Origin of the sequence: Carnobacterium sp. CP1 (genome assembly GCF_001483965.1) — a bacterium.
GTDB classification, from domain to species: Bacteria; Bacillota; Bacilli; order Lactobacillales; family Carnobacteriaceae; genus Carnobacterium_A; species Carnobacterium_A antarcticum.
Map to the genome: position 1 here is coordinate 1666174 of NZ_CP010796.1, position 21659 is coordinate 1687832.

The window sequence follows — 21659 nt, forward strand, 5'->3', positions numbered from 1 at the left end:
TCCTATTTATATAAACTGATTGTTTAATCAATTTCTTTAATGATTCTCGCAGGTGTACCTGCAACAATTACATTGTCTGGCACGTCTTTGGTGACCGTAGCATCTGCTGAAACAATAGCATTTTTACCAATTGTTACGCCAGCCAAAACGGTTACATTTGCACCGATCCATGCGTTTTCCTTAATTCGAATCGAATCTACTATTATTCCTCTTCTTTTTGCCGGGTCCACTAAATGGTTCACTGTGAGCAATCGCGCCCCAGGTCCGATCAACACATTATCTTCAAGGTAAATACCGCCTAAATCAACAAAAGTAACATTTTGATTGAGAAAAATATCTTTTCCAAATGAAATATGTTTTCCAAAATCTGTGTAAAAAGGCAACGAAACAGTAACTGAAGAATCAATCGATTCACCAGTAATTTTTTCAAGTGCTGCACGCACATCCGACGGAGCATGGTATTCGGTATTCAATTCCATCACTAATCTTTCATTTTCTGCCTTTTGCTCGTGTATTTCTTCAAAAATTGGGGAACCTTTTACTATTTCCTTACCAATAATTTGTTTTAATAAGTCTTTCATATCCCTTCACCCACCTATTCAGTTATTTCTTGTTATTTAACTTCATCATACTAGGATAATCTTAATCTGACTAATACTTATATAGAATACTCATCTATTCTTTTTGTCTATAGCTGGTTATTTTTAATTATCTAGTTCATTAGTTCGTTACTAGTCTTGATCAGGTATAAGATTCATTAAATTCTCTTCCTATAGAACATTTAGAATTTGTTAAAAAATGAGCTGTTTATGATCAAAGGAAAATTCGGTGTTCTTAAAACATATCTTATGAGGAGGATTGAAATGGATACTATCATTGGGTTACTTACCACGGCAATAGCACTTGTGTTTATGTATTTAATGATAAAAAAATATACGGACACATATACGAGTACAACTCACTTTATCTGTCCGAATTGTGGCTCCAGTTTTAAATTATCATAAATAAGTTTTGCACTTGCTTTAAAAACAGGTATACCCGATGAACGAATCATAACTTGTCCTTTTTGTGGATACAAAGGGCGAATGCCGCTTATTAAAGATTAAAAGTTAAATCTACAAACATTTTTTGAAAATCAAGATTGACATCTAGCCTTTAAATTTTGGCTTTCCAACGTTTACAGATTAAGATCCAGGCTGATACCAACCAGTTTACGGAAAAATCTTAAGTACACCATCCACCGGCAAAAAAAACAGAGAAATTGCTGCTTAAATCCAAAAAAACTGAGCAGCTCTTTCTCTACTTACGTGAATCTATTATTATATTTTTTAAATTTATTATTCTTCCCATTCTCTCACTTGAGGAATGTAGATATCTTCCCATGCAAGTGCTTCACTAAATTCTCCATCTCTCACTTCTTTGAAATAATCATCTACTTCAGGTATAAGAACTATTGCGCCATTTTCTTTTTTATGGAAATAATATGTGGCATTCTCTTTTACGTGTAATTCGTCTGGAAGATTAATCATTAGTGAATCTCCTACTAAAAAGGTTTTTCTCTTCAAGACCATTAGTATCCTCTTCTTTCTGATTATCTTTTCGCTAATTCTCTAAGAGCATGGTCATATCTTTTCATACCTTCTTTCAGAGATTTTTCGAACTTAGTTTCTTTTTTCCTTTTCAACTTTATATATATTTCAGTTGTACTTATTTTGGAGAATGTTTCAACTTCAAACCGAGATCTGTAAAATGACAGTTTAACATTCTTAAACTTCCCTCTATATTTCAACCTTTATCCCTACCTTTCTTAATAGATAGCACCTTTTCTGAACGCATTATAACAATTCACATTCTTATTAGTACATTCATTATAAGGGATTTAAGTTATATAAGTTAAACATTTAGAACCGATAAATCAAAAAAACAAGCACCTAATCAGTGCTTGTTTTTTTAACGTTAGATTTTTGGTTTGTTTGGTCCACTTTTAATTGAAGGCCTTCTTGTTCTAAGAAATAACTAAACAGTTCAAGTTCTTCTGCTTCATACTTGCGGTACTCAAAAAGGATTTGCGTACCTTAAGTTCCATTCGAACCCACTCATAAGGTACGCAACTTGCTTTTGTGTGCCTTATTTTCTATGTCTATCACACGTTAAGGCACGCAACCGCGTTTATCCAATCCGATCGGACCTTTGCGGCCGCAGCCGAAAAGATTTTTTTAAAATAGAAGTTCAATATTCATGAACCATTAGTTTAAAACCTTTATATCGTTTTTTATATATTATTTTATATATCTGTATTGACATAAATGTTTTAACAGAGTATTATAAGTGTGTAGAAGATATGTGAATAAAATCACAACAAAAAAGGGATGTGTTATCGAAATGGGAAGATTAAGCGAAAACCTTCATAAATCCTTTGGTAGACGTGACTTGGCCATTCTAAGAAAAGAGTCAATAGTAGCTATCTTGAATTATTTCTTTATCGATGTAACCGGTTATTAAAACAAACAAACTCAATAACGAACAAGTTAACAAACATTGGAGGAACAGCATGAACATTGAGAGATTTATTGAAGCGCGTAAAGCGACAGGGTTTTCTCAAGTAGAATTAGCTGAAGGCATTTGTACTCAAGCAACCTTAAGCCGATTTGAAAATAATGGACAAGTCCCCAATTTGAAAATACTGATCAAACTTTGTAATCGTTTAGGACTTCCATTAGCTGATTTATTTCCAAGAGTGGGAATCAGGTATACAGAGACGATTGAAACGATGAACAAAGCGGAGTTTTTCCTTGTTACCAGCGAATATGAACAAGCAGCAGCTTTGCTTAATACTATTGCTGTCAACACGATTGCAGATTCTATTTTATCCTTGCGTTACTTTTATTTAAAAGGGTTTATCATGATTTTTCAAAATTGTGCTATCACGGATATTTTGTTCAACTTTGACAAAATCTTATTAGCAGAAGATACCGATGATTCGGAAATTTTTCGATTATTAGCGTATACCGGAACTGGGATGGTTTACTTTCGCGAAGCGGATCAAGAAAAAGCCGAATTTTATTTTAATAAAGTTCTTGAACAAATTTATTCTTATGAAACAACGGAATTAGCAGATACTTGGCGAGTTCTTAATATCGTCTTTCAATGCAGTGTGTTTTACGCTGAAGTTCATGAACTAGAAGCAAGCAATACGTTGTTGAAGTATGCTATATCAATTTGCTCAGATAATCACGTAACGTTCTATCTTGCACGAGCCGCTTTCCAGTTAGTCAAAAATGCCGTTAGTCAGAATGAATCAAAAGAACATATTTTAGAATTAGTCTATGATGCTAGGGCTTATGCCAAAATCAATAAAAATTATGTTTTGCTCAGAGAGCTGGCTGTACTAGAAAAAACGGTATTGTCTCGTAGCGGTGAAAATAAACTGTAACGATTTGTTAGCAACATTCTTTAGAAGAAAAGAGGCGATAACAGTTGGATCAAAAACGAAGAGTCATTCATTTGATGGGAACCGTCATTGATTTATTGGTTCAACACGAAACTCCTGATTTAGTATTAGACGAGTTGGTTACTCGATTAAAGGAATATGAACACCGCTTTAGTGCAAATGATCCAAGCTCTGAGTTAATGGCCATCAATAAAAATGCCGGGTTCCAACCCGTTTCTGTCCATCCTGACTTATACCAATTGATCAAAATTGGGAAACACCACAGCTGTTCTCCAGCCAGCAACCTAAACATTGCTATCGGGCCATTAGTTCAAACGTGGCGTATTGGTTTCGATGACGCTAAAGTTCCTGCAGCAGAAGACATTCAACTCCTGCTCAAAAAAACAGACCCACAAAACATTGTCTTAAATGACGAAGCCCAAACGGTTTTTTTAAGAGAACCTGGCATGCTGATCGATTTAGGTTCTTTAGCAAAAGGCTTCATCGCCGATTTGCTGATCGATTATTTAAAAAGTGTCGGTACCTTATCTGCTTTGATCAATCTAGGCGGAAACATTGTGGTTTTAGGCCCTTCGCCTACTAATAAAGACCGTCATTGGAAAATTGGTATACGGCGTCCTGGGCCCTCTCGCGATCAATCGATGGTTGCTTTAAAAGCTTTGAATCAATCCATCGTCACCTCAGGTATTTACGAAAGAAGCCTGAGCGATAACGAACAAACGTATCATCATATTTTGGACCCACATACGGGCTATCCAATAGAAACCGATGTTGCAAGCTTAACAATTGTTTCCGACAAATCGATCGATGGCGAAATATGGACGACTCGTTTATTTGGAAAATCGTCTGAAGAAATTATGCATATCTTAAATCAATTAGAAGGCATAGACGGATTGGTCATTACAAAAGAAGTAAAAATGCTCTATTCCGCTGCATTAGAAGACAAAATCATCAAAATGAATTAGTTTATTGCTTACACTAAAAACATTACTGAAAGGAAGTACCAACATGAAAAAAATTATTGGTTTAGTTGGAACAAATTCAGATCACTCTACTAATCGGATGTTATTGCAGTTTATTCAAAAACATTTTTCAAATCAAGCACAGATTGAAGTGGTTGAAATCAAAGATCTTCCCCTATTTAACAAACCAGAGAACAAACAATTGCCTGTTAGCGTTCAAGAATTGGCTAAAAAAATTGAGGATGCTGACGGTGTGATCATTAGTACGCCAGAATACGACCACTCTGTTCCTGCATCACTGATCAATGCTCTTAACTGGCTTTCATACGGCATATTCCCTTTTGTGGATAAACCCGTTATGACTACTGGAGCTTCTTACGGAACACTTGGTTCTTCAAGAGCACAAATGCATTTGCGCCAAATCCTCGACGCTCCAGAATTAAAAGCTCGTGTCATGCCAAGTTCTGAATTTTTATTAAGCCATTCTTTACAAGCTTTTAACGAAGACGCCGGCTTGATCGATTTCGAACAAATTGAAAAGCTAGAAGGACTGTTTGAAGATTTCCAAATTTTTATGGACATCACCAACCAATTAAAAAGCGCACACGCTATCAACAAAAAAGAAGCTGAAAGCTTCTCATGGGAAAACCTTTAAAGAATAGGAGACGAAAGAAAATGAAATTAGTCGGTATTGTAGGATCTAACGCAGAAGTATCATATAATCGTTTATTGTTAAAATACATTGCTAAACAATTTGGTCATTTGTTCGAATTAGAGGTACTAGAAATCAAAGACATTCCGTTGTTCAACCAAAGCGATGACCAAACAAGCAGCCCTGCTATTCAAAAGATCAGCAACAAAATCTTAAGTGCTGATGGCGTCATCATCGCTACACCTGAACACAACCGCACCATTCCCGCTGGTTTAAAGAGCTTATTGGAATGGTTATCGTTTAAAATCCATCCATTAGAAAACAAACCCGTCATGATCGTTGGCGCATCTTATTACGATCAAGGTTCTTCTCGCGCACAACTGCACTTGCGTCAAATTCTAGATGCTCCTGGTGTTAATGCGATGGTCCTGCCCGGTAATGAGTTTTTATTAGGCAAGGTAAAAGAAGCTTTTGACGAAAATGAAAATTTAAAAGATCAAAATACAAGCAACTTTTTAGAAAGCTCTTTGCAAAAATTCATCCAATTTATCAATGTTGTGTCTTTATTAGAAGGTCCTAAACCAAAACCTGCTGAACCAGAAGATTTGCATGCAACAGGAACTTGCGACACAACCATTGAAGGCGTCGATATGTCTGCTGAGGATTGGGTCGAGCGAGCTGCTGAAGCCGTTAACGCTGTCGAAGGAAAAGCCTATGTTAAATTAAATCGCGGAATCCTTACCGTTGATCAATTGAATTACTTCTTAGCGTCTATGCCGATGGAATTAACATATGCTGACCAAAACAACCAGTTCTTATACTACAACCATACAAAACCTGGCAGTGAGATGTTAGCGTCTCGTGTACCTGGACAAGCAGGAAACCCGTTGGCAAATTGCCACCCAGAAAAAGCATTGAAAAATGTTGAATGGGTTATTCAACAACTGCGTTCAGGAGAACAAGATGCTGTCCGGGTTCACGTGCCAACACACGGACCAGATAAATACGTCGTTCATAATTACCAAGCCATGCACGACGAAGAAGGCAACTATGTCGGAATCAATGAATTCATTTTAGACTTCAAACCAATCATCGACTGGTATTTAAAACAAACCAAACAAACGTTGGTTGGAGATGTCGATGCAGTATCAAGTGCTTCTACTAAAGAAAAAGAAGAAGTAGACAGTGTTTCAAGTGCTAGTGTTACCGAAAGCGAAGAAGAAGTTCCAGTAGCTGTAGCCGTAGACAGCGTTTCGAGTGCTTCTGTTAAGGGATAATAGTATTAAAACGATCCAACTAAAAAATAAATAGACCCGATAAGCATTTCTGCTTGCCGGGTCTGTTTGTTTTAGTAAACGTATTTTTTATGCTTAGATTTGAACATCCAGCTGCTTGCTTGTCCGCTTTACGCGATTTTATTACTGACAAACCAGACAACTGGCGTATTTCGAACCGTTAGCGAGATCGTAGCAACCGGAGCCCATTTAGTATCACCACTAAAGTACTTCCTTCATGGACGATTACACTAATCGCAATATTGGTTAATCCCAAGAAACTAACGACAATTAAAAAGACAACTACTGCCATTGAAAAAATAATGTTTTGCCAAGTAACACGATTCATTTTTGAAGAAACTTTGTGAGCTTCTACTAATTTAGACAAATCACTTTGCATTAAAACCAAATCCGATACTTCTACTGCTACATCGGTACCGTCTCCCATAGCAATGCCGATATCTGCTGTAACAAGGGCTGGTGCATCATTCACACCATCACCGACCATGGCCGTTACTCCGTATTTTTCTTTTTGTTGTTCTATAATGTTAGATTTGTCTTCAGGCATAACATTAGCGACAACTTCGTCTATTCCTAATTGTTCAGCAACAGCTTTTCCAGTCATCTCTGAGTCTCCAGTGATCAAAGTCGTATGGATACCGAGTTTCTTAAAGTAATCAATCGTTGCTTTTGCATTTTTATTCGGAACATCCATCAGAGCTATCAGCCCAATAACTGTTTCGTTTTCGGCTATATATACAACGGTCTTTCCTTCTGATGCCCATTTAGCATTTAAACGAGTGTATTCAGCAGAAACATCTTCAAAAGAAGTCGGCTTGCCTACACGATATTGGGATCCATCATGTTCTCCAACTAACCCTTTTCCGATTTGGTTGGTCACTTCGATGGGTAGTTTGTTTTTGGCATCGAACTTTCTTAATATAGCGTCTGCAAGTGGGTGATTCGATTCTTTTTCAAGAGCGATTACGATATCGATCATGTTTTCTTTATTTACAGCATCAGAAAAATGAACATTTGTTACTTCAGGCTTCCCATAAGTAAGGGTACCTGTTTTATCAAAAGCAATGGCATCGATCTCTGCTAATTGTGATAAATAAGCACTCCCTTTTGACAGCACTCCTCGTTTTGCAAGATTTGAGGTTGCGGACAACGTTGCTGAGACGGTGCTTGCTGCTAAAGCACAAGGAGAAGCTGCAATCAAAAGAACTAATCCTCTGTAAATACTGTGCGCCCATGACCAGCCCAACATAAAAGGTGTGAATAGAATGACTGCTGATGCCAAAATCAAAACTACCTTAACATATTTAGGTTCAAATTTTTGTATAATACTGGCAGCTTTTGTTTGGTTGTTTTGGTTTTGATTGACGAGTTGTAAGATTTTCGAGAAGACCGTATCTTTGTTTTCTTTAGTGACTTCCATCGTAAAAGTGCCGGTTCCATTAATCGTACTTCCGAAAACCGCATCTCCTTTTGACTTCTCTTTAGGCATGCTTTCACCGTTGATAGAAGATTCATCAATTGAGGTGGTGCCCGATAAAATCATTCCGTCAATGGGTACTTGGTCACCATTTAGTACTTGGAGTTGGTCTCCAACCTTTAACTCGCTGACATCAACGATTTTTGTAGTGCCATCAGTCATGATCAGTCTGGCTGTCGTTGGATTCATTTCAAGTAATTTAGTGATTTCTCTTTTACTTCTTCCCTCAGCGTACTCTTCAAGAAAATGCGCACCCGAAAAGATGAGAATCAATAACGCCCCTTCACTAAATTGGCCTATGAGGGAAGCGCCTAATGCTGCCAACCCCATCAACATATGCGAGTTGGGCATAAATTTCTTTTGGCTTTTAGAGTTTGCAATCGTTTCTTTGATTCCTTCAAGGATAATAACGTCATAGCCGGCGGTAATAGCAGCCGTCAAAAACAAGACGTTTTTTAACACTAAACTGTCATTTTTTAAAAAGAACGCGATAAAAAACGCGATTAACCCAATAAAGTATAATACAACCGGCATTTTTCCGTGACTATGCTCATCTTCGTGACTGTGGTCGTGGCTATGAGAATGATCATGACTTGTGTGCATTTGTTTCTTTTCGGCATTTTCCATTTCTATCACCTTTCTAAAACCTTGTGTATTTTTATACGCTTATTTCAAACTATTCGGCTTACAACCATCCAGCATTTTGAACTGCATGGCAGTTGGTTTTTTTCGCAAATCGGAACAGTTACGAACTACATATGAACATACACTCATATGTCTACACTTTTATTATATCCTTTGATTATACTTTGTCAACAGAATCAATCTGTTTTCTTATGCCGTTGTTCCAGACCTTAATAACAACCAATGAATTAATACGGTACACGAATAGATAATTTAAAATAAAGGGTAGAAAATAGAATCATGTATGTAGGTGTAGTTTTGACAGATAAAACGGTAACAGAGGGAGCAGATATGATCGGTGTTACCAAACAAACGGTACAATATCATCTAAAGTCTTTGCCGGCAAACTGTACGACAAAGTTCTTTATAAAATCTGCCTAACAAAAAAGGCAAGTCACTATAACATAGCGACTCACCTTTTTTATTAAACTATAAGTTGTACATCAAAAAATTATTTAGCTAAGATAGATTCTAGACCTTCAGCTTTTAGGTACTCGCTAAATGGTACTAATTCTTCAGCTTCATATTTTTCTTTGTAAGCTTTGATTTCTTCTGAACTGTACAATGCAGGGTCTAATTTCAATGTTTCTACTGGAATTGGACGATCTTTAGTGATCTTAGCATCGATTACAACTGTTTTACCTTCTTTGTTAGCTTTAATAGCTTCAGCCATTACTTGATCCATGTCTTCGATACGGCTTACTGTGAAACCAACAGCACCTTGTGCTTCACCAATTTTAGCGTAGTCTACATCAGTAAATTCAGTACCGAAAGTGTTTGTGTTTGTATCTTCGTATTTGTTCTTGATGAAACCATACTCAGTGTTAGTGAATACTACGTTGATAACAGGCATGTTGTAACGAACGTTAGTAACAACATCTTGGTAGTTCATAGAGAACGCACCGTCACCCATTAAGTTAAATACTTGACGTCCAGGGTAAACATTATTAGCTGCAATACCACCTGGAAGTGCGATACCCATTGAAGCAAACAATGGAGAAGTTCTCCACATGTTTTTAGGAGTCATGTGCAAGTGACGGATAGATGTTTGAGTTGAGTTACCAACATCAATTGAGTAGATTGCATCTTCGTCAGCATATTTGTTGATAGCGTTGTATACTTGATAAAGTTGTAAAGCACCAGATTCTTTAGTTTCCAACTTAGTCATGTAGTCACGCCAGTTTTGAACGTTTTTCAAGTTAGCATTCCACCAAGCTGATTCTTCAACAGGTGCTACTTTTTCTAGTAATGAATGAACTGCTTCACCAGCATCACCAAGAATAGCAACATCTGCGTTATGGCGTTTACCAAGCATTGTTGGGTTGTTGTCGATTTGGATGAATTTTTCAACGCTTCCGAAAGTATTTTCTACTTCAGCAAACGGGAAGTTTGAACCAACGAAAAGAACTGTATCTGCTTCTCTAACAGCTTCGTTAGCTGGTTTCCAACCAACACGGTATGTTGAACCAGTTAATCCTTCAAAGTTATAGTCGAAAGTTTCAAAGTTTTTACCAGTTGTGATAACTGGAGCTTTTAATTTACGAGATAATTCTTGGACTGCTGGACCGTGTCCCATAGTTCCGATACCTGCATAGATAACAGGTCGTTTAGCGTTGTTTAACACTTCAACAGCTGCGTCGATATCTGCTTCATTGATTGCAGAAGAAACGTAATCACGGTAGCTGTGACCTGAAGAGTAGAATGCGTCGTTAGCAATTTCGTGGTAACCGAAGTCGCCAGGTACTTCTAATACAGCTACTCCACGTTTAGAGATAGCAGTACGGATTGCGTCGTCGATCAATTTTGGTAATTGTTCAGCGTAAGCAACACGACGGTTGTATACTGCGATATGGTCGAACATTGGGTTTTGGTTTAATTCTTGGAAAGCATCCATGTTTAGTTCTCTTTGTGGACGAGATCCTAATATAGCTAAAACTGGTGTGTTATCCATAGCTGCATCGTAAAGACCATTGATTAAGTGAGATGCACCAGGACCACCTGATCCAACACACACACCTAATTTTCCGCCGAATTTCCATTGCATTACAGCTGCCATTGCTCCAACTTCTTCATGTTTTACTTGAAGGAATTTAATATCTGTCTCTTCTTGTTCACCTAAAGCTTCCATTAAAGGGGCTAAAGTTCCCGAAGGAATTCCATAAATTGTGTCTATTCCCCATCCTGCTAACACTTTCAGTGAAGCTGTACTAACTTTAGTTTTTCCATCTGTCATTTAAAAAATCCTCCTAGAGATTAATTTCGCAAAAATAAAATTCAAACACAATTTTACCACGTTTAGATTAATAATCAAAGTTCATTTTCCATTAAATACGTTTTCATAAAGAAAAGTAGTTGGATAGTATCATATATCTAGAACCTTATTAGACCAAGATTGTTTTTTTAGTTTTTTTACTTTAGATTAAAATAAAGATTCGAATAAAGATTGTCCATCTTTGATGTACTAAAAATAAAAAAGGAACAACTAATTATGAAAAAATTAACTTTAAAAAGTGCCTATTACTAGTAGGTGTATATTTTATTGCTAGCTTATTAACTCAATACTTTGTTAATAATTCAACTGAATTAACAGCTGCTGTTATAGGTGCAATTGTATTTGCTGTATTTATTTTCATAGGAGAAATGTTATCTAAAAAGATGTAAAAAGATAAGGCTGCTCGAATTACTATCTTTACTGTTAATACTAAATAAAAAATAATATACGATACATGAAATTAGATAAATTCGTGTATATAAAACCTTATTAAATCAAGGGTATATATACATGGTTTTTTAAGTTAGGAAATCTGAATATTTTAATCGACATTTATAATAGACAGCGAAAAATAAATCAGATTAATACCTAGTAAATGTTTATTTTGGGTTAGAACTTAAACTGATCCAAATAAAATAATAGTGTATTTGGAAAAAAAGGTTTAGGACAAAAGTCCTAAGCCTTTTTTTTTCAATTTAAAACAAATTTATTCTAGTCTTGTTCATTAGGATCATTACGTGCATCATCATGTGTTTCATGTATAGTACCTGGAATATGATCTGGACCTGCATAAACCGTGTATAGTTTTAAAGGTTTATCACCTGTATTCAAGATATTATGCCACATATCAGCTGGAACAAAAACAGCGTCATCATCTTTAACTTTTTGTTCAAAATTCAAGTTGTCTTCTGTAGGGCCCATTTTACATAGTCCGTTTCCTTCTTCAATACGAATAAATTGATCAATACCATGGTGAACTTCTAACCCTATATCATCATTAGGCTGGATAGACATAACGGTGACTTGTAATTTTTCACCCGTCCACATTGTTGTCCGATACCTATCATTTTGGACAGTAGCCTCTTCGATATTCACTATATAAGGTTTTTTTCCATATTTTTTATCGTTAATTTCCATTTCTTCTTCCTCCTTAGAATAAGTTTCATTTTACAATCATTACAAACTATCTATATGATAACTTTACTAATAACTAAGTTAAAAAGCAAATATTTAATATTATATTCAAACCTAAATAATTCATAGTTTTTCTGAAAGCTATCTAAAACCTTACAGTGAAGCCATTATTTCACATATTTTACAACACCCTTTGGGTGTACAAAAAGAACCCCAATCTGTTATGGTTAAAGTGACTAAACTAAACCATGAAAGGAGTTCTCTCAATGGCTACATTACAGGAAAAACGGATAAATTTCAATCCTAAACTAACAGTTTCCAACACTGGTGGTAATCTTTCAACAGATGCCGGATTGATTTTAGTAAAAGAATTTATGGACTCACTTGGATTTTTAGAATTAGCCAAAAGCTTCCTTCAAATCAAAGAGGACCGGACTTACTGGAGACACGACAATATCTCCTTACTAGAACAACTTCTTTTCCAACTGATCTCTGGCTACGCTGCAGATTCATCAGCTAAACTATTGAAGGAAGATCTCATCTTCCAACTTATTTTAAATAAAGAAACTGCTGCTTCACAACCTTCTCTTTCACGTTTCTGGGACCGAATAGATGAAAAAACGATCCGTCAATTCCAAGATTTGAATCAAGCTTTGATTGATAAAGTACGATTGAAGCGAAACACAACAGAGATGATCATTGATTTGGATTCTACTCATTCGGATACTTTTGGAAATCAAGAAGGAACGAACTATAATGCCCACTATCAAACAAACGGTTACCACCCTTTAGTTGCTTTTGATGGGCTAACGGGCGACTTTTTAAAGGCAGAACTTCGTTCTGGAAATGTTTATACATCAAACGGTGTAAGGGATTTTCTAAGGCCTTTACTCAATCATTACAGCCAGAAACTTCCTTGCACAACGATTCTTGTGCGTGGAGACAGCGGCTTTGCGACACCAGAAGTATATGAAACTTGTGAATTGAACGAAAGCTTTTATGTGATTCGTCTGAAAGCCAATGCTCAACTAGCAAAGTTAGCAGAATCATTCATTTTAATTGGCGATGATCATCATTGGGAAGAAAAAGAAGTTCACTACTATTCTACGTCTTATCGAGCAAAAAGTTGGTCACAAGAACGTCGGGTTTGCATCAAATCAACTAGAGAAGCAGGAGAGCTGATTTTTCGCCATGAATATGTGATCACCAATTGTTCAGAAAATTTATCCGCTGAAAACATATTTTATACCTATCAAAATCGCGGTACGATGGAGAACTTTATTAAAGAAGCAAAGAATGGATTCTATTTTGATAAAACCGATAGCTCAACTTTTCTGGAAAATCATGCTCATATGATGATAAGCCTATTGGCTTACAATATCGTTAACTTTATGCGAACACTTTGTTTATCAGCAAAAGAAGCGACACTTCAAATTGATACTCTCCGCTTGCATTTATTTAAAGTAGCAGGAAAATTGGTACGAAGTAGCCGTAGATTGCTATTAAAACTGAGCACGACTCATGTCTTTCAAGATAGTTTCTATCAGTTGTTAGAAAAAATACAACAACTCTGTTGGTGACCATCCAAATGAATTTTAAAAAATTCATTTCTTTCAGGGAGTTCGTGCGGCCAAAATTAAGTAATACCCTATCATTCAGCTCATCGTTTTACCTATTTTAACTTTTTCCATCCTTTAATGAATAAAAAAGTAAATTAATTGGGATGGACAGATAAAAAAAATAACTTTTACAGATAAATTTTAGAAGTATGAATTATTCAGGCTAGTGATATTTTATATAAAAACGTTATCTTTTAAACATTTGAACATTTACCTTATTTTTTTGCCTAAAGACCGCTATACTATTAAGAGTACTATTAAATTTAAATGATGAAAGGAAGATTAAATGTCTAATCCAATGGACAAGAATGGTTTGAACGGTTCAGAACCTAGTCGCAATCAAACAACAGGAGATCAAAAAGCACTTCATCATCAAAGTGGTGCACCAGTAAACAATAACTTTGACTCCATGACTGCCGGTAAACGCGGCCCCGCAACTTTTTTAGAGGACGCTTGGTTACAAGAAAAACTAGCAAACTTTAACCGTGAAGTAATTCCTGAACGTCGTATGCACGCAAAAGGGTCAGGCGCTTTTGGTACCTTTAAAGTTACAAATGATATATCAAAATATACAAAAGCAAAATTATTTTCAGAAGTTGGGAAAGAAACAGAAATGTTTGCTCGCTTCTCTACAGTAGCTGGTGAACGTGGTGCTGCTGATGCTGAACGTGATATCCGTGGTTTTGCTTTGAAGTTTTATACTGAAGAAGGTAACTGGGATATGGCTGGTAACAATACGCCAGTATTTTTCATCCGTGAGCCAAAACAATTTATCGATTTGAACCGCGCAATTAAACGTGATCCACGTACAAACATGCGTAGTGCTAATAACAACTGGGATTTCTGGACATCTCTACCCGAAGCTTTGCTACAAGTCACAATCGTGATGAGTGATCGTGGTATTCCTTCATCTTATCGCCATATGCATGGATTTAGTAGCCATGCATATAGCTTGATTAATGAAAATAACGAACGTGTTTGGGTGAAAATGTTCTTCCGTTCTGAGCAAGGTATCCAAAACTTAACAGACCAAGAATCTGAACAAGTCATTGCAGGAGACCGTGAGTCTCATCAAAACGACTTATATAATGCCATTGAACAAGGGCAATTCCCGAAATGGAAGATGTATTTCCAAATTATGACTGAAGAGCAAGCAAAGGCTTGGAAAAATAATCCATTCGACCTAACAAAGATGTGGCCGAAAGAAGATTACCCAATCATCGAAGTTGGTGAATTTGAATTAAACCGTAATGCTGCTAACTACTTCCAAGACGTAGAACAAGTATCATTCTCACCACTTAACGTTGTACCAGGTATCAGTTATTCACCTGACCGTATGCTACAAGCTCGCTTGTTCGGCTATAGTGACGCTGCACGTTACCGTATTGGTGTTAATAGCCACCAAATTCCAGTAAATGCACCACGTGGTGTTAAAGACCACCACATCTACCACCGTGATGGCGCTATGCGAGTTGACGGGAACGGCGGAAGTGAAGTTCATTACACACCAAACAGTTATGGTAACTGGACTGATAACCGTGAAAACGAAACGCCTGCACAAGATAACGGACCGGTAGCTACTTATGATTTCCGTGAAGATGATCATGACTACTACACTCAACCAGGTCAATTATTCCGTGCTATGTCTGCTGAACAACAATTAGTGTTATTTGAAAACACAGCCCGCAATATGGGAGATGCTACTTTACAAATCAAACACCGTCACATTCGCAATACTTATCAAGCCGACCCAGAATACGGAAAAGGTGTAGCAGCTGCTATGAATATCGCTATCAATGATGTCGATGTAACACCAACACCGAATGATTCTCGTAAAGCTTGGGAAGAAGCAAATGCACGTGGTTATGCAGATTTAAATGTACCTTCTGAACCAGTTGGTGTACCAGAAACAGCCAAAGACTTAGGTGAAAATGGCCGTGATACAAATGCTGGAGATCCAACAGCTTACTCCGATATCATGAACGATCCATTTGTCTTATAAAATAACCATTACTAATAGTCGTTAATATGCTAAAATATAATAAAAAAATGAGATAATTTTGACTATGCTCAAAGTTATCTCATTTTTTTATTTTATATAATATTTACCACTAGTGTTGCATTATAGGTTTTTTAATACTTTTGACTAACATTTCTTTGCCCTCTAATAATTCTTTTATATTTTTCTTTTCGAAAATTATTGGATAAAGTAAATTTACAAGTCGGATAGTTAGAACAACCATAAAATTTCCCTTTTCCAATATTATTATTCCGATATTTGGGACAAGTTCCAATAGTGAGGCTATTATCGATTTCTTTTACATGGATCTTTATTTAGCTGTTACTAAACGTATTTTGTACTATTTCAATTATTTCTTCCGCTTATATCTTGTTAAGGTACTTTTGCTAATTCCTGTCATTTTCTCTACCTGTGTATAAGAGTGAGTCTCCAGTAGTTGCTACGCCTAAAATAAGAGAACTTCCAACAATTAGTTTAGTCTTGGGATTTACATTACTTACTATCTCACTGGCCTTTTTCAAACTAAAGATATGACTGTCTTTTTCTTTATCAATATTTGCTTCTTTTAAATGTCTCACAATTGCTCCACTATTGACCTTTCTAACAACACTACCAGACATCCTTGGTATACCTTTTGCAATACCTTCTTGAATATCATCTGGAAGCTCTAAACCAACCTGCACTACTACCATGTTTAAACCTCCTTTTTATTAGAAATGAAAAATATTTTAATGATTTTTCTAAAACCTGGATAATAGTAATTGTTTAAATTTATTTTTTATTGTTTACAAAATGATATTTTAATTCCATATTTGACTTGTCAACGATTGATTAATCAATTATAGAATTAAAAAGGAGGTATAGTTTGAATCTTAGAGAATTTAGTAGTCTTCTTTATCAGATAAAGATTGCGAATCAAGAAATGACATCCAGATTTGAGAAAGCCACTGGATTTAGTTTAACCAGATATGAATTAATGATGCTTCTTAAAGAAACAGGAAAATGTTCGCAAAAGCAAATACAGCATAAGCTACGAATAGATAGTGCTGCCGTAACGAGACATTTAAAAGTTCTAGAAGAAAAAGAATATGTAATTCGAGAAAGAAATAAAGAAAATAATCGAGAAGTCTTCGTAGAAATTACTGAGAAAGCAAAACAGGATCTTGAAATCTGTGAAGAAGAACATGATAAGCTACAAAATCCTTTATATCATCTACTTAGTTCTGTAGAAGAAAAGCAGTTACAACTATTGCTTAAAAAGTTAATCAAACAAGAAGAGGTTTAAAAATGACAATAAATAATGACTTTTCAGATATCGCTTATAATAGAAAATCTATCAGATTGTACGATGAGAGTGTCAAAATTTCTAAAGAAGAAATGCTTGAAATGATCCAGAAATCAACCATAGCACCATCGTCAGTAAATATGCAGCCTTGGCGTTTCGTAGTTGTCGAGAGTACTGAAGAAAAACAAAAATTGAAACCATTAATTCGTTTCAATACAAGACAAAATGACACATCTTCAGCAATGATACTTATATTTGGAGATATGGAATGTTATGAGTATGGAGAAGCGATTTATAATCAGGCAGTAATTGAAGGCAAAATGTCTCCAAAAGTGAGAGATGAGCAATTAGCTGCAATTATCCCTTATTACAAAAATTTCACTAGAGAAGAAATGAATGATGTCGTAAAAATTGATTCCAGTTTAGCTGCTATGCAGTTTATGCTTGTTGCACGCGCTTATGGATATGATACGAACCCTATTGGTGGATTTGAAGCCGATGAATTAGCAGAAGCATTTGGCTTAGAAAAAGAACGTTATGTACCGGTCATGATTCTATCCATTGGTAAAGCATTAGAAGAAGGATATGATTCTATTCGACTGGATGCAAAAGAATTCACTACTTTTAAATAAGAGAGGAAGATTATTTAATGAAAGTTATTAATGCCTCATTTTTTATCAAAGGAGATCAACGTGATAATTTTCTATCAGACACCAAAGAATTAATTTCAGAAACTAGAAAAGAAGACGGTTGTTTAGCCTACAATCTTTACGAATCACTAGAAGAAAGAAATACATTCATTATGGTAGAAATTTGGAAAGATCAATTTGCAATTGATACCCATAATCAAAATCCTTTACTACAAAATTTTGTTAGTAAAATAGCTGATTACAGCTTAAAAGCGCCAGACTTAAAAATTTCCGAATTAGGCGAATAACTTATGTCTACATGATCTATTATTTTAACGGTAGTGGTTGCAATTGAGTTTTTTTATATCCTGTATATCCAAACAATTATTACAACTTCTAGCAAGACAAGTCGTATATTCAACATTGATCAGAAAGAATTAAGTCAAAAATCACTTAATGTATTACTCAAAAATCAATGAGTATATAATGGTTTATTTGGGTTAGGATTGCTCTATGGTGCATTTTTATCAACAGATTCTCTTGAAGTCACAAGATTGCTATTAGTTTACATTATAGTTGTTGCTTCATATGGTAGTGTTACAAGTAGTAAAAAAATTATTTTTACACAAGGTGGTCCAGCTCTAGTAACCTTAATTTCAACACTCTTTTAATTTTTATAACTACGTCTCTACGAAGGAGCTAGTGTTAAAAAATATTTGGATTTTACAAATTATTAATACACAATAGACCGATATAGAGCCTTAATATGTGCTAAAAACATTTAACTTGACCCCTTGTTTCAAAGACAATAAAAAAAGAGGGTTAATTAAAAAACTAAAAAACTGATCCCAGTGCTGGTGTCAGTTTTTTTAGCTATCATTTCTCTCTTCAGTAAGTATAGTATTTAATCAAGATTTTAGATAGCTTTCAGAAAAACTATGAATTATTTAGGTTCCATTTACTTTCTTTGTTTTTTTCACTATATCTCCACTAGTAATCTATTTACCTTTAAATTTTTTGACTACTTTTTCTATGTCTTCTTTATCGACAATCCATTCCTCCAAAAAGCCACATTCAGAACATAAGTATCTTGATACATCTACTAAAGTAGGAATAACTGAGCCAATAGAAATATTATTACCAATTCCAACCGCACCTGTTTGGCCTGGAATTCTTACAATATTTCTTGATGCACACTTTGGACATTCACCTGCATTTTTCATACTCTTCCTCCTCTATACTGATTAGATTTATTGTACCCTAGCTAACTTAAAAATTCGATACATGAAATTGGATAAAATCCCGTATAGGGAATTCTATCTCCATAGGGTTCTTTTTTTATAAACCTCTCCAATACATGTTTATTTTGTATTAGAAATGAAATCATGTATAAACATTTTGTTTTTTAAACCAATCAAATGGTTAATAAAATTTGAGATACTTTTTAGAAAGGCTTCTTGTGTTCCTACTTCATCGCTGGTTAGCCCTTTTTTAGTTTCTTTTTTGCTATCTACTGTGTGATTTTTTCAATCTCAATTTTTATTGCTCTATTTGAAAGAACGCCTTCATGCGGATAACCATCTAATACGTCATCTTAGTCCCATCAATCGTAATAAACTTCATCTAAGAACAGTCCTTGAGAAGGCACGGTCATCCCGGCATCACTTCTGACCCCACTCTTAAAGATGGCATCAATGCATTCTGGACTTTTTGTTCCTGCCCCGATTTCCAGGAGCGTCCCCATAATGATTCTAACCATTTTATACAGGAAGCCTTCCCCTATAAACGTAAAGTTCAGCAAATCACCTTCTCTGTGGATTGTAATTTCATCAATAGTCCTGACCGTCGACTTTTTCGTCTTCTTGAGCGAAGAGAAACCGATGAAGTCATGGGTTCCGATAAGCTTGCTGCAAGCCTCATTCATCCTATCGACATCAAGTTGTTCAGGGTAATGGTAGCTATAATTGCGTTCAAATGCAGATGGTACAGCAGTATTCCAGACATAATAGCTGTATTTTTTACCGACGACATTATACCGGGCATGGAACCTTTCAGGAACCTCCTCCAATTCTTTAACGATAATATCTCGTGGGAGATAAGTGTTCAGATAATCCCGCATCGCCACCAAATCCAAGTTAGATGTCGTCTTGAAATTGGCTACCTGTCCCTTGGCATGGGTTCCGGCATCTGTCCGGCCTGATCCGACGATTTCAATGTTGGTTTTCGTCATTTCCGACAGGATATTCTCTATTTTCCCTTGAATGGTTTTGTCAGAATCCCCTAGTCTTTGCCATCCCTGGTATCTGCCGCCGTCATATTCAATGCTCATTTTAATGTTTCTCATGTTATCCCTCTTATTCATCTTATTCTGTTTTCGTTTCTTTTATTACTATGCCGCATTTAATTGCGTACGTCAAAAAGACTCTATAAATACACGAAATAACTTAAAACATATTATTGAAAACCATATTTACTAAAGCTTTTTTTTACATATTATGAAGGCAGGGGGGCCTTTAACTGCTAAATGCAGAACAACGGTTACACCAAAAAAATACCGACTTCTCTTAAAAGAAACCGGCATTTCGTTTATTCCCTCTATGTTTAGCGTGCCTCTTTTAGCGGTTGGCAAACTTCACACTTACGTTGATTTTTGTTTTTAAATTTCGTAAAGGATTTTTCAAACTTGTTGCCGCATTCGCATTCTAATAGTAGTTTTTGAGAAAAACCGTGATATTCTGTCGTCAGCAACTTACTGTCTGAATTTTTTTCAACGAATTCTTTAATCGTATCAATCGTCCATTGTTTATTCATTCTCTTACACCTCCATATTTTATCGATAGTCGGAGGCTTTTCTTGGCATCCGTTCAAAGTAAAAGCCCATTTATCTTAAGCTCCTCATTATAGCATGAGTTGATACAATTAAATAGATGGAAGGCATATCATTAAGCTAGACTAGTCTAGAAAACACATTATGTTATGAATCAACTTTGACCGGCTCTAAAAGTAAATAGTAGTAAGAGAATATTGGTAAGAACTATCTCATTTGCTATGCTTAACTACTAATATAAGTTAGAAACCAGCTCAAAATAAAAGAACTGTTATACAATAAATTTGCTTTCTGGTTTATTTGGAGATGGAGGGGAAATAGATGAAACTAGTGCTGCTTATTGGGAATGCTGCCGTTGGAAAAATGACAGTAGGACAATTGAACCAGCTATTGAAGTATTTGGTGAATACAATGGACAAGCCATTAAAAGACTTCGAGAAGTTTTTCAAGATGAATACGCTAAGACAGAAGATTACAGGTTAGTATTTACTTATTTGTGGGCATTTTACCAACCTTCTGATTAGGAATACATAAATTATATTAGCGGATTGTTTACGAAAAGAAACGAAGAAGTTTGTTGCATAAAGCTCGTGACTACACAAGAAGAACGGTTGAAGCGAAACCAAACGCAAAATCGTCTTGAGAATAAACCTTCAAAAAGAAATTTAGATTAGTCTAACAAGAACTTATTAGACGTTGATAATTGGTGGCGTTGCGAAAGCATAGAAGGCGAAATTCCTTTTTATCATTATCTGAAAATTGATAATACGTCTCTTTCTCCTGAAGATGCGGCTAAGATAATTAAAAATCATTTTAACTTCCAGTAATAGAGTAAGTTTCTATACTGTTGTCCGAGACGGACACATCTAGAAAAACAGACACACTGCAATGAATACAATGTGTCTTTTGAATAACTAGCTAATAATGCTACAGGATATATAGCGTAGATAATTAAAGGGTATAGTTTAAAGGAGCTGTTTAGTTGATTCTACAGTTACTTCAAGTAATTTATTCATGAAAGGAAACTCTGCTTTCATTTGTTCAAATTCATTACCAGAATCTGTAAAACGTGCCCGGCCTTCTATTAAGAAGCCAGTTCCTTGATAGTTATTGAATCCTTCTACTTCGCGGCTGCCTAATGTTAAAATAACCTGGTCATTCTTAACAACATCACCTTGAACACTTGTAAATCCTGCGATAGGAGCTAAAATACGTTCGTCCTCCATAATACGCAGATAGGAATTCCAAGTACACCTAACGTTGGGCTTATCATCATTTCCCCATGAAGTTACGGAAACAACTCCTTCTTGTTGAATTACCTCATAAAACTTTTTACTTAACACATTTTTTCC

21 protein-coding genes and 2 pseudogenes are annotated in these 21659 nt (G+C 35.6%); 12 read left to right on the forward strand and 11 right to left on the reverse strand.

Features of this window, described 5'->3' with window-relative positions; genetic code table 11:
- Window positions 1-23 precede the first annotated feature (23 nt).
- The gene (locus tag NY10_RS07840; protein WP_058919446.1) at window positions 24-581 is read right to left on the reverse strand and encodes a DapH/DapD/GlmU-related protein; all 558 of its coding nucleotides are present in this window, start codon (window positions 579-581) and stop codon (window positions 24-26) included.
- 756 nt (window positions 582-1337) lie between these two features.
- On the reverse strand, window positions 1338-1529 hold the full coding sequence (gene mazE / locus NY10_RS07845; RefSeq protein ID WP_156413281.1) for a type II toxin-antitoxin system PemI/MazE family antitoxin: 192 nt from the start codon (window positions 1527-1529) through the stop codon (window positions 1338-1340).
- 1022 nt (window positions 1530-2551) lie between these two features.
- On the opposite strand from mazE, the gene NY10_RS07855 reads away from it, so the two are divergent.
- From NY10_RS07855 to NY10_RS07870, 4 genes are read left to right on the forward strand one after another with little or no spacing between them, the layout of a single operon-like run.
- The gene (locus NY10_RS07855) at window positions 2552-3433 is read left to right on the forward strand and encodes a helix-turn-helix domain-containing protein (protein WP_058919449.1); all 882 of its coding nucleotides are present in this window, start codon (window positions 2552-2554) and stop codon (window positions 3431-3433) included.
- Between the two features lie 44 nt (window positions 3434-3477).
- Window positions 3478-4416 carry an FAD:protein FMN transferase gene (locus NY10_RS07860; RefSeq protein ID WP_376821386.1) on the forward strand — a complete coding sequence of 313 codons (939 nt, stop codon included), beginning with the start codon at window positions 3478-3480 and terminating at the stop codon, window positions 4414-4416.
- Window positions 4417-4459: 43 nt separating this feature from the next.
- The gene (locus tag NY10_RS07865; RefSeq protein WP_058919450.1) at window positions 4460-5068 is read left to right on the forward strand and encodes an NADPH-dependent FMN reductase; all 609 of its coding nucleotides are present in this window, start codon (window positions 4460-4462) and stop codon (window positions 5066-5068) included.
- A gap of 20 nt (window positions 5069-5088) precedes the next feature.
- Complete coding sequence (locus NY10_RS07870; protein WP_058919451.1) at window positions 5089-6342, forward strand: NAD(P)H-dependent oxidoreductase; 1254 nt, start codon at window positions 5089-5091, stop codon at window positions 6340-6342.
- Between the two features lie 178 nt (window positions 6343-6520).
- On the opposite strand, the gene NY10_RS07875 is transcribed toward NY10_RS07870, so the two are convergent.
- Complete coding sequence (locus tag NY10_RS07875) at window positions 6521-8440, reverse strand: heavy metal translocating P-type ATPase (protein WP_376821393.1); 1920 nt, start codon at window positions 8438-8440, stop codon at window positions 6521-6523.
- 339 nt (window positions 8441-8779) lie between these two features.
- On the opposite strand from NY10_RS07875, the gene NY10_RS12895 reads away from it, so the two are divergent.
- A complete protein-coding gene (locus NY10_RS12895; RefSeq protein ID WP_257721131.1) occupies window positions 8780-8902 on the forward strand; it encodes a helix-turn-helix domain-containing protein in 123 nt (40 codons plus the stop codon).
- A 70-nt stretch (window positions 8903-8972) separates the two neighbouring features.
- On the opposite strand, the gene spxB is transcribed toward NY10_RS12895, so the two are convergent.
- Window positions 8973-10754, reverse strand: coding sequence for a pyruvate oxidase (spxB, locus tag NY10_RS07880; RefSeq protein WP_058919453.1), 1782 nt, complete (start codon window positions 10752-10754; stop codon window positions 8973-8975).
- 750 nt (window positions 10755-11504) lie between these two features.
- On the reverse strand, window positions 11505-11930 hold the full coding sequence (locus NY10_RS07885; RefSeq protein ID WP_058919454.1) for a cupin domain-containing protein: 426 nt from the start codon (window positions 11928-11930) through the stop codon (window positions 11505-11507).
- A 263-nt stretch (window positions 11931-12193) separates the two neighbouring features.
- Here NY10_RS07885 and NY10_RS07890 point away from each other — a divergent pair, with 263 nt between their 5' ends.
- Together NY10_RS07890 and NY10_RS07895 are read left to right on the forward strand one after the other, a co-directional pair.
- Window positions 12194-13507 carry an IS1380 family transposase gene (locus tag NY10_RS07890; RefSeq protein ID WP_058919455.1) on the forward strand — a complete coding sequence of 438 codons (1314 nt, stop codon included), beginning with the start codon at window positions 12194-12196 and terminating at the stop codon, window positions 13505-13507.
- A gap of 325 nt (window positions 13508-13832) precedes the next feature.
- Window positions 13833-15548, forward strand: coding sequence for a catalase (locus NY10_RS07895; protein WP_058919456.1), 1716 nt, complete (start codon window positions 13833-13835; stop codon window positions 15546-15548).
- A 130-nt stretch (window positions 15549-15678) separates the two neighbouring features.
- Here NY10_RS07895 and NY10_RS12805 read toward each other — a convergent pair.
- Both NY10_RS12805 and NY10_RS12435 read right to left on the reverse strand, forming a co-directional pair.
- Window positions 15679-15865: pseudogene (locus tag NY10_RS12805) on the reverse strand (type IA DNA topoisomerase); the annotation flags it as partial.
- A gap of 50 nt (window positions 15866-15915) precedes the next feature.
- Entirely contained in the window at window positions 15916-15999 is an 84-nt protein-coding gene (locus tag NY10_RS12435; RefSeq protein ID WP_231726797.1) for a hypothetical protein, read from the reverse strand.
- A 432-nt stretch (window positions 16000-16431) separates the two neighbouring features.
- Here NY10_RS12435 and NY10_RS07905 point away from each other — a divergent pair, with 432 nt between their 5' ends.
- The 4 genes and pseudogenes from NY10_RS07905 (at window position 16432) to NY10_RS12440 (ending at window position 18151) form a co-directional block, all read left to right on the forward strand.
- The gene (locus tag NY10_RS07905; protein WP_058919458.1) at window positions 16432-16851 is read left to right on the forward strand and encodes a MarR family winged helix-turn-helix transcriptional regulator; all 420 of its coding nucleotides are present in this window, start codon (window positions 16432-16434) and stop codon (window positions 16849-16851) included.
- Between the two features lie 2 nt (window positions 16852-16853).
- Entirely contained in the window at window positions 16854-17483 is a 630-nt protein-coding gene (locus NY10_RS07910) for a nitroreductase family protein (protein ID WP_058919459.1), read from the forward strand.
- A 17-nt stretch (window positions 17484-17500) separates the two neighbouring features.
- Complete coding sequence (locus tag NY10_RS07915; protein WP_058919460.1) at window positions 17501-17788, forward strand: putative quinol monooxygenase; 288 nt, start codon at window positions 17501-17503, stop codon at window positions 17786-17788.
- Window positions 17789-17806: 18 nt separating this feature from the next.
- A pseudogene (locus tag NY10_RS12440) lies at window positions 17807-18151 on the forward strand (DUF1304 domain-containing protein).
- A gap of 327 nt (window positions 18152-18478) precedes the next feature.
- Here NY10_RS12440 and NY10_RS07920 read toward each other — a convergent pair.
- From NY10_RS07920 to NY10_RS07930, 3 genes are all read right to left on the reverse strand, one after another.
- Entirely contained in the window at window positions 18479-18703 is a 225-nt protein-coding gene (locus NY10_RS07920; RefSeq protein ID WP_058919461.1) for a hypothetical protein, read from the reverse strand.
- Between the two features lie 380 nt (window positions 18704-19083).
- The gene (truA, locus tag NY10_RS07925; protein ID WP_058919462.1) at window positions 19084-19824 is read right to left on the reverse strand and encodes a tRNA pseudouridine(38-40) synthase TruA; all 741 of its coding nucleotides are present in this window, start codon (window positions 19822-19824) and stop codon (window positions 19084-19086) included.
- A 257-nt stretch (window positions 19825-20081) separates the two neighbouring features.
- A complete protein-coding gene (locus tag NY10_RS07930) occupies window positions 20082-20291 on the reverse strand; it encodes a hypothetical protein (RefSeq protein WP_058919463.1) in 210 nt (69 codons plus the stop codon).
- Window positions 20292-20628: 337 nt separating this feature from the next.
- Between NY10_RS07930 and NY10_RS12695 the strand changes: the two genes are divergently transcribed.
- Window positions 20629-20790, forward strand: a complete 162-nt coding sequence (locus tag NY10_RS12695; protein ID WP_197408958.1) for a hypothetical protein — start codon at window positions 20629-20631, stop codon at window positions 20788-20790.
- 482 nt (window positions 20791-21272) lie between these two features.
- Here NY10_RS12695 and NY10_RS07935 read toward each other — a convergent pair whose 3' ends face one another.
- Window positions 21273-21650 (reverse strand): pyridoxamine 5'-phosphate oxidase family protein, encoded by a 378-nt coding sequence (locus tag NY10_RS07935; protein ID WP_058919464.1) that lies wholly within the window; start codon window positions 21648-21650, stop codon window positions 21273-21275.
- Window positions 21651-21659 lie beyond the last annotated feature (9 nt).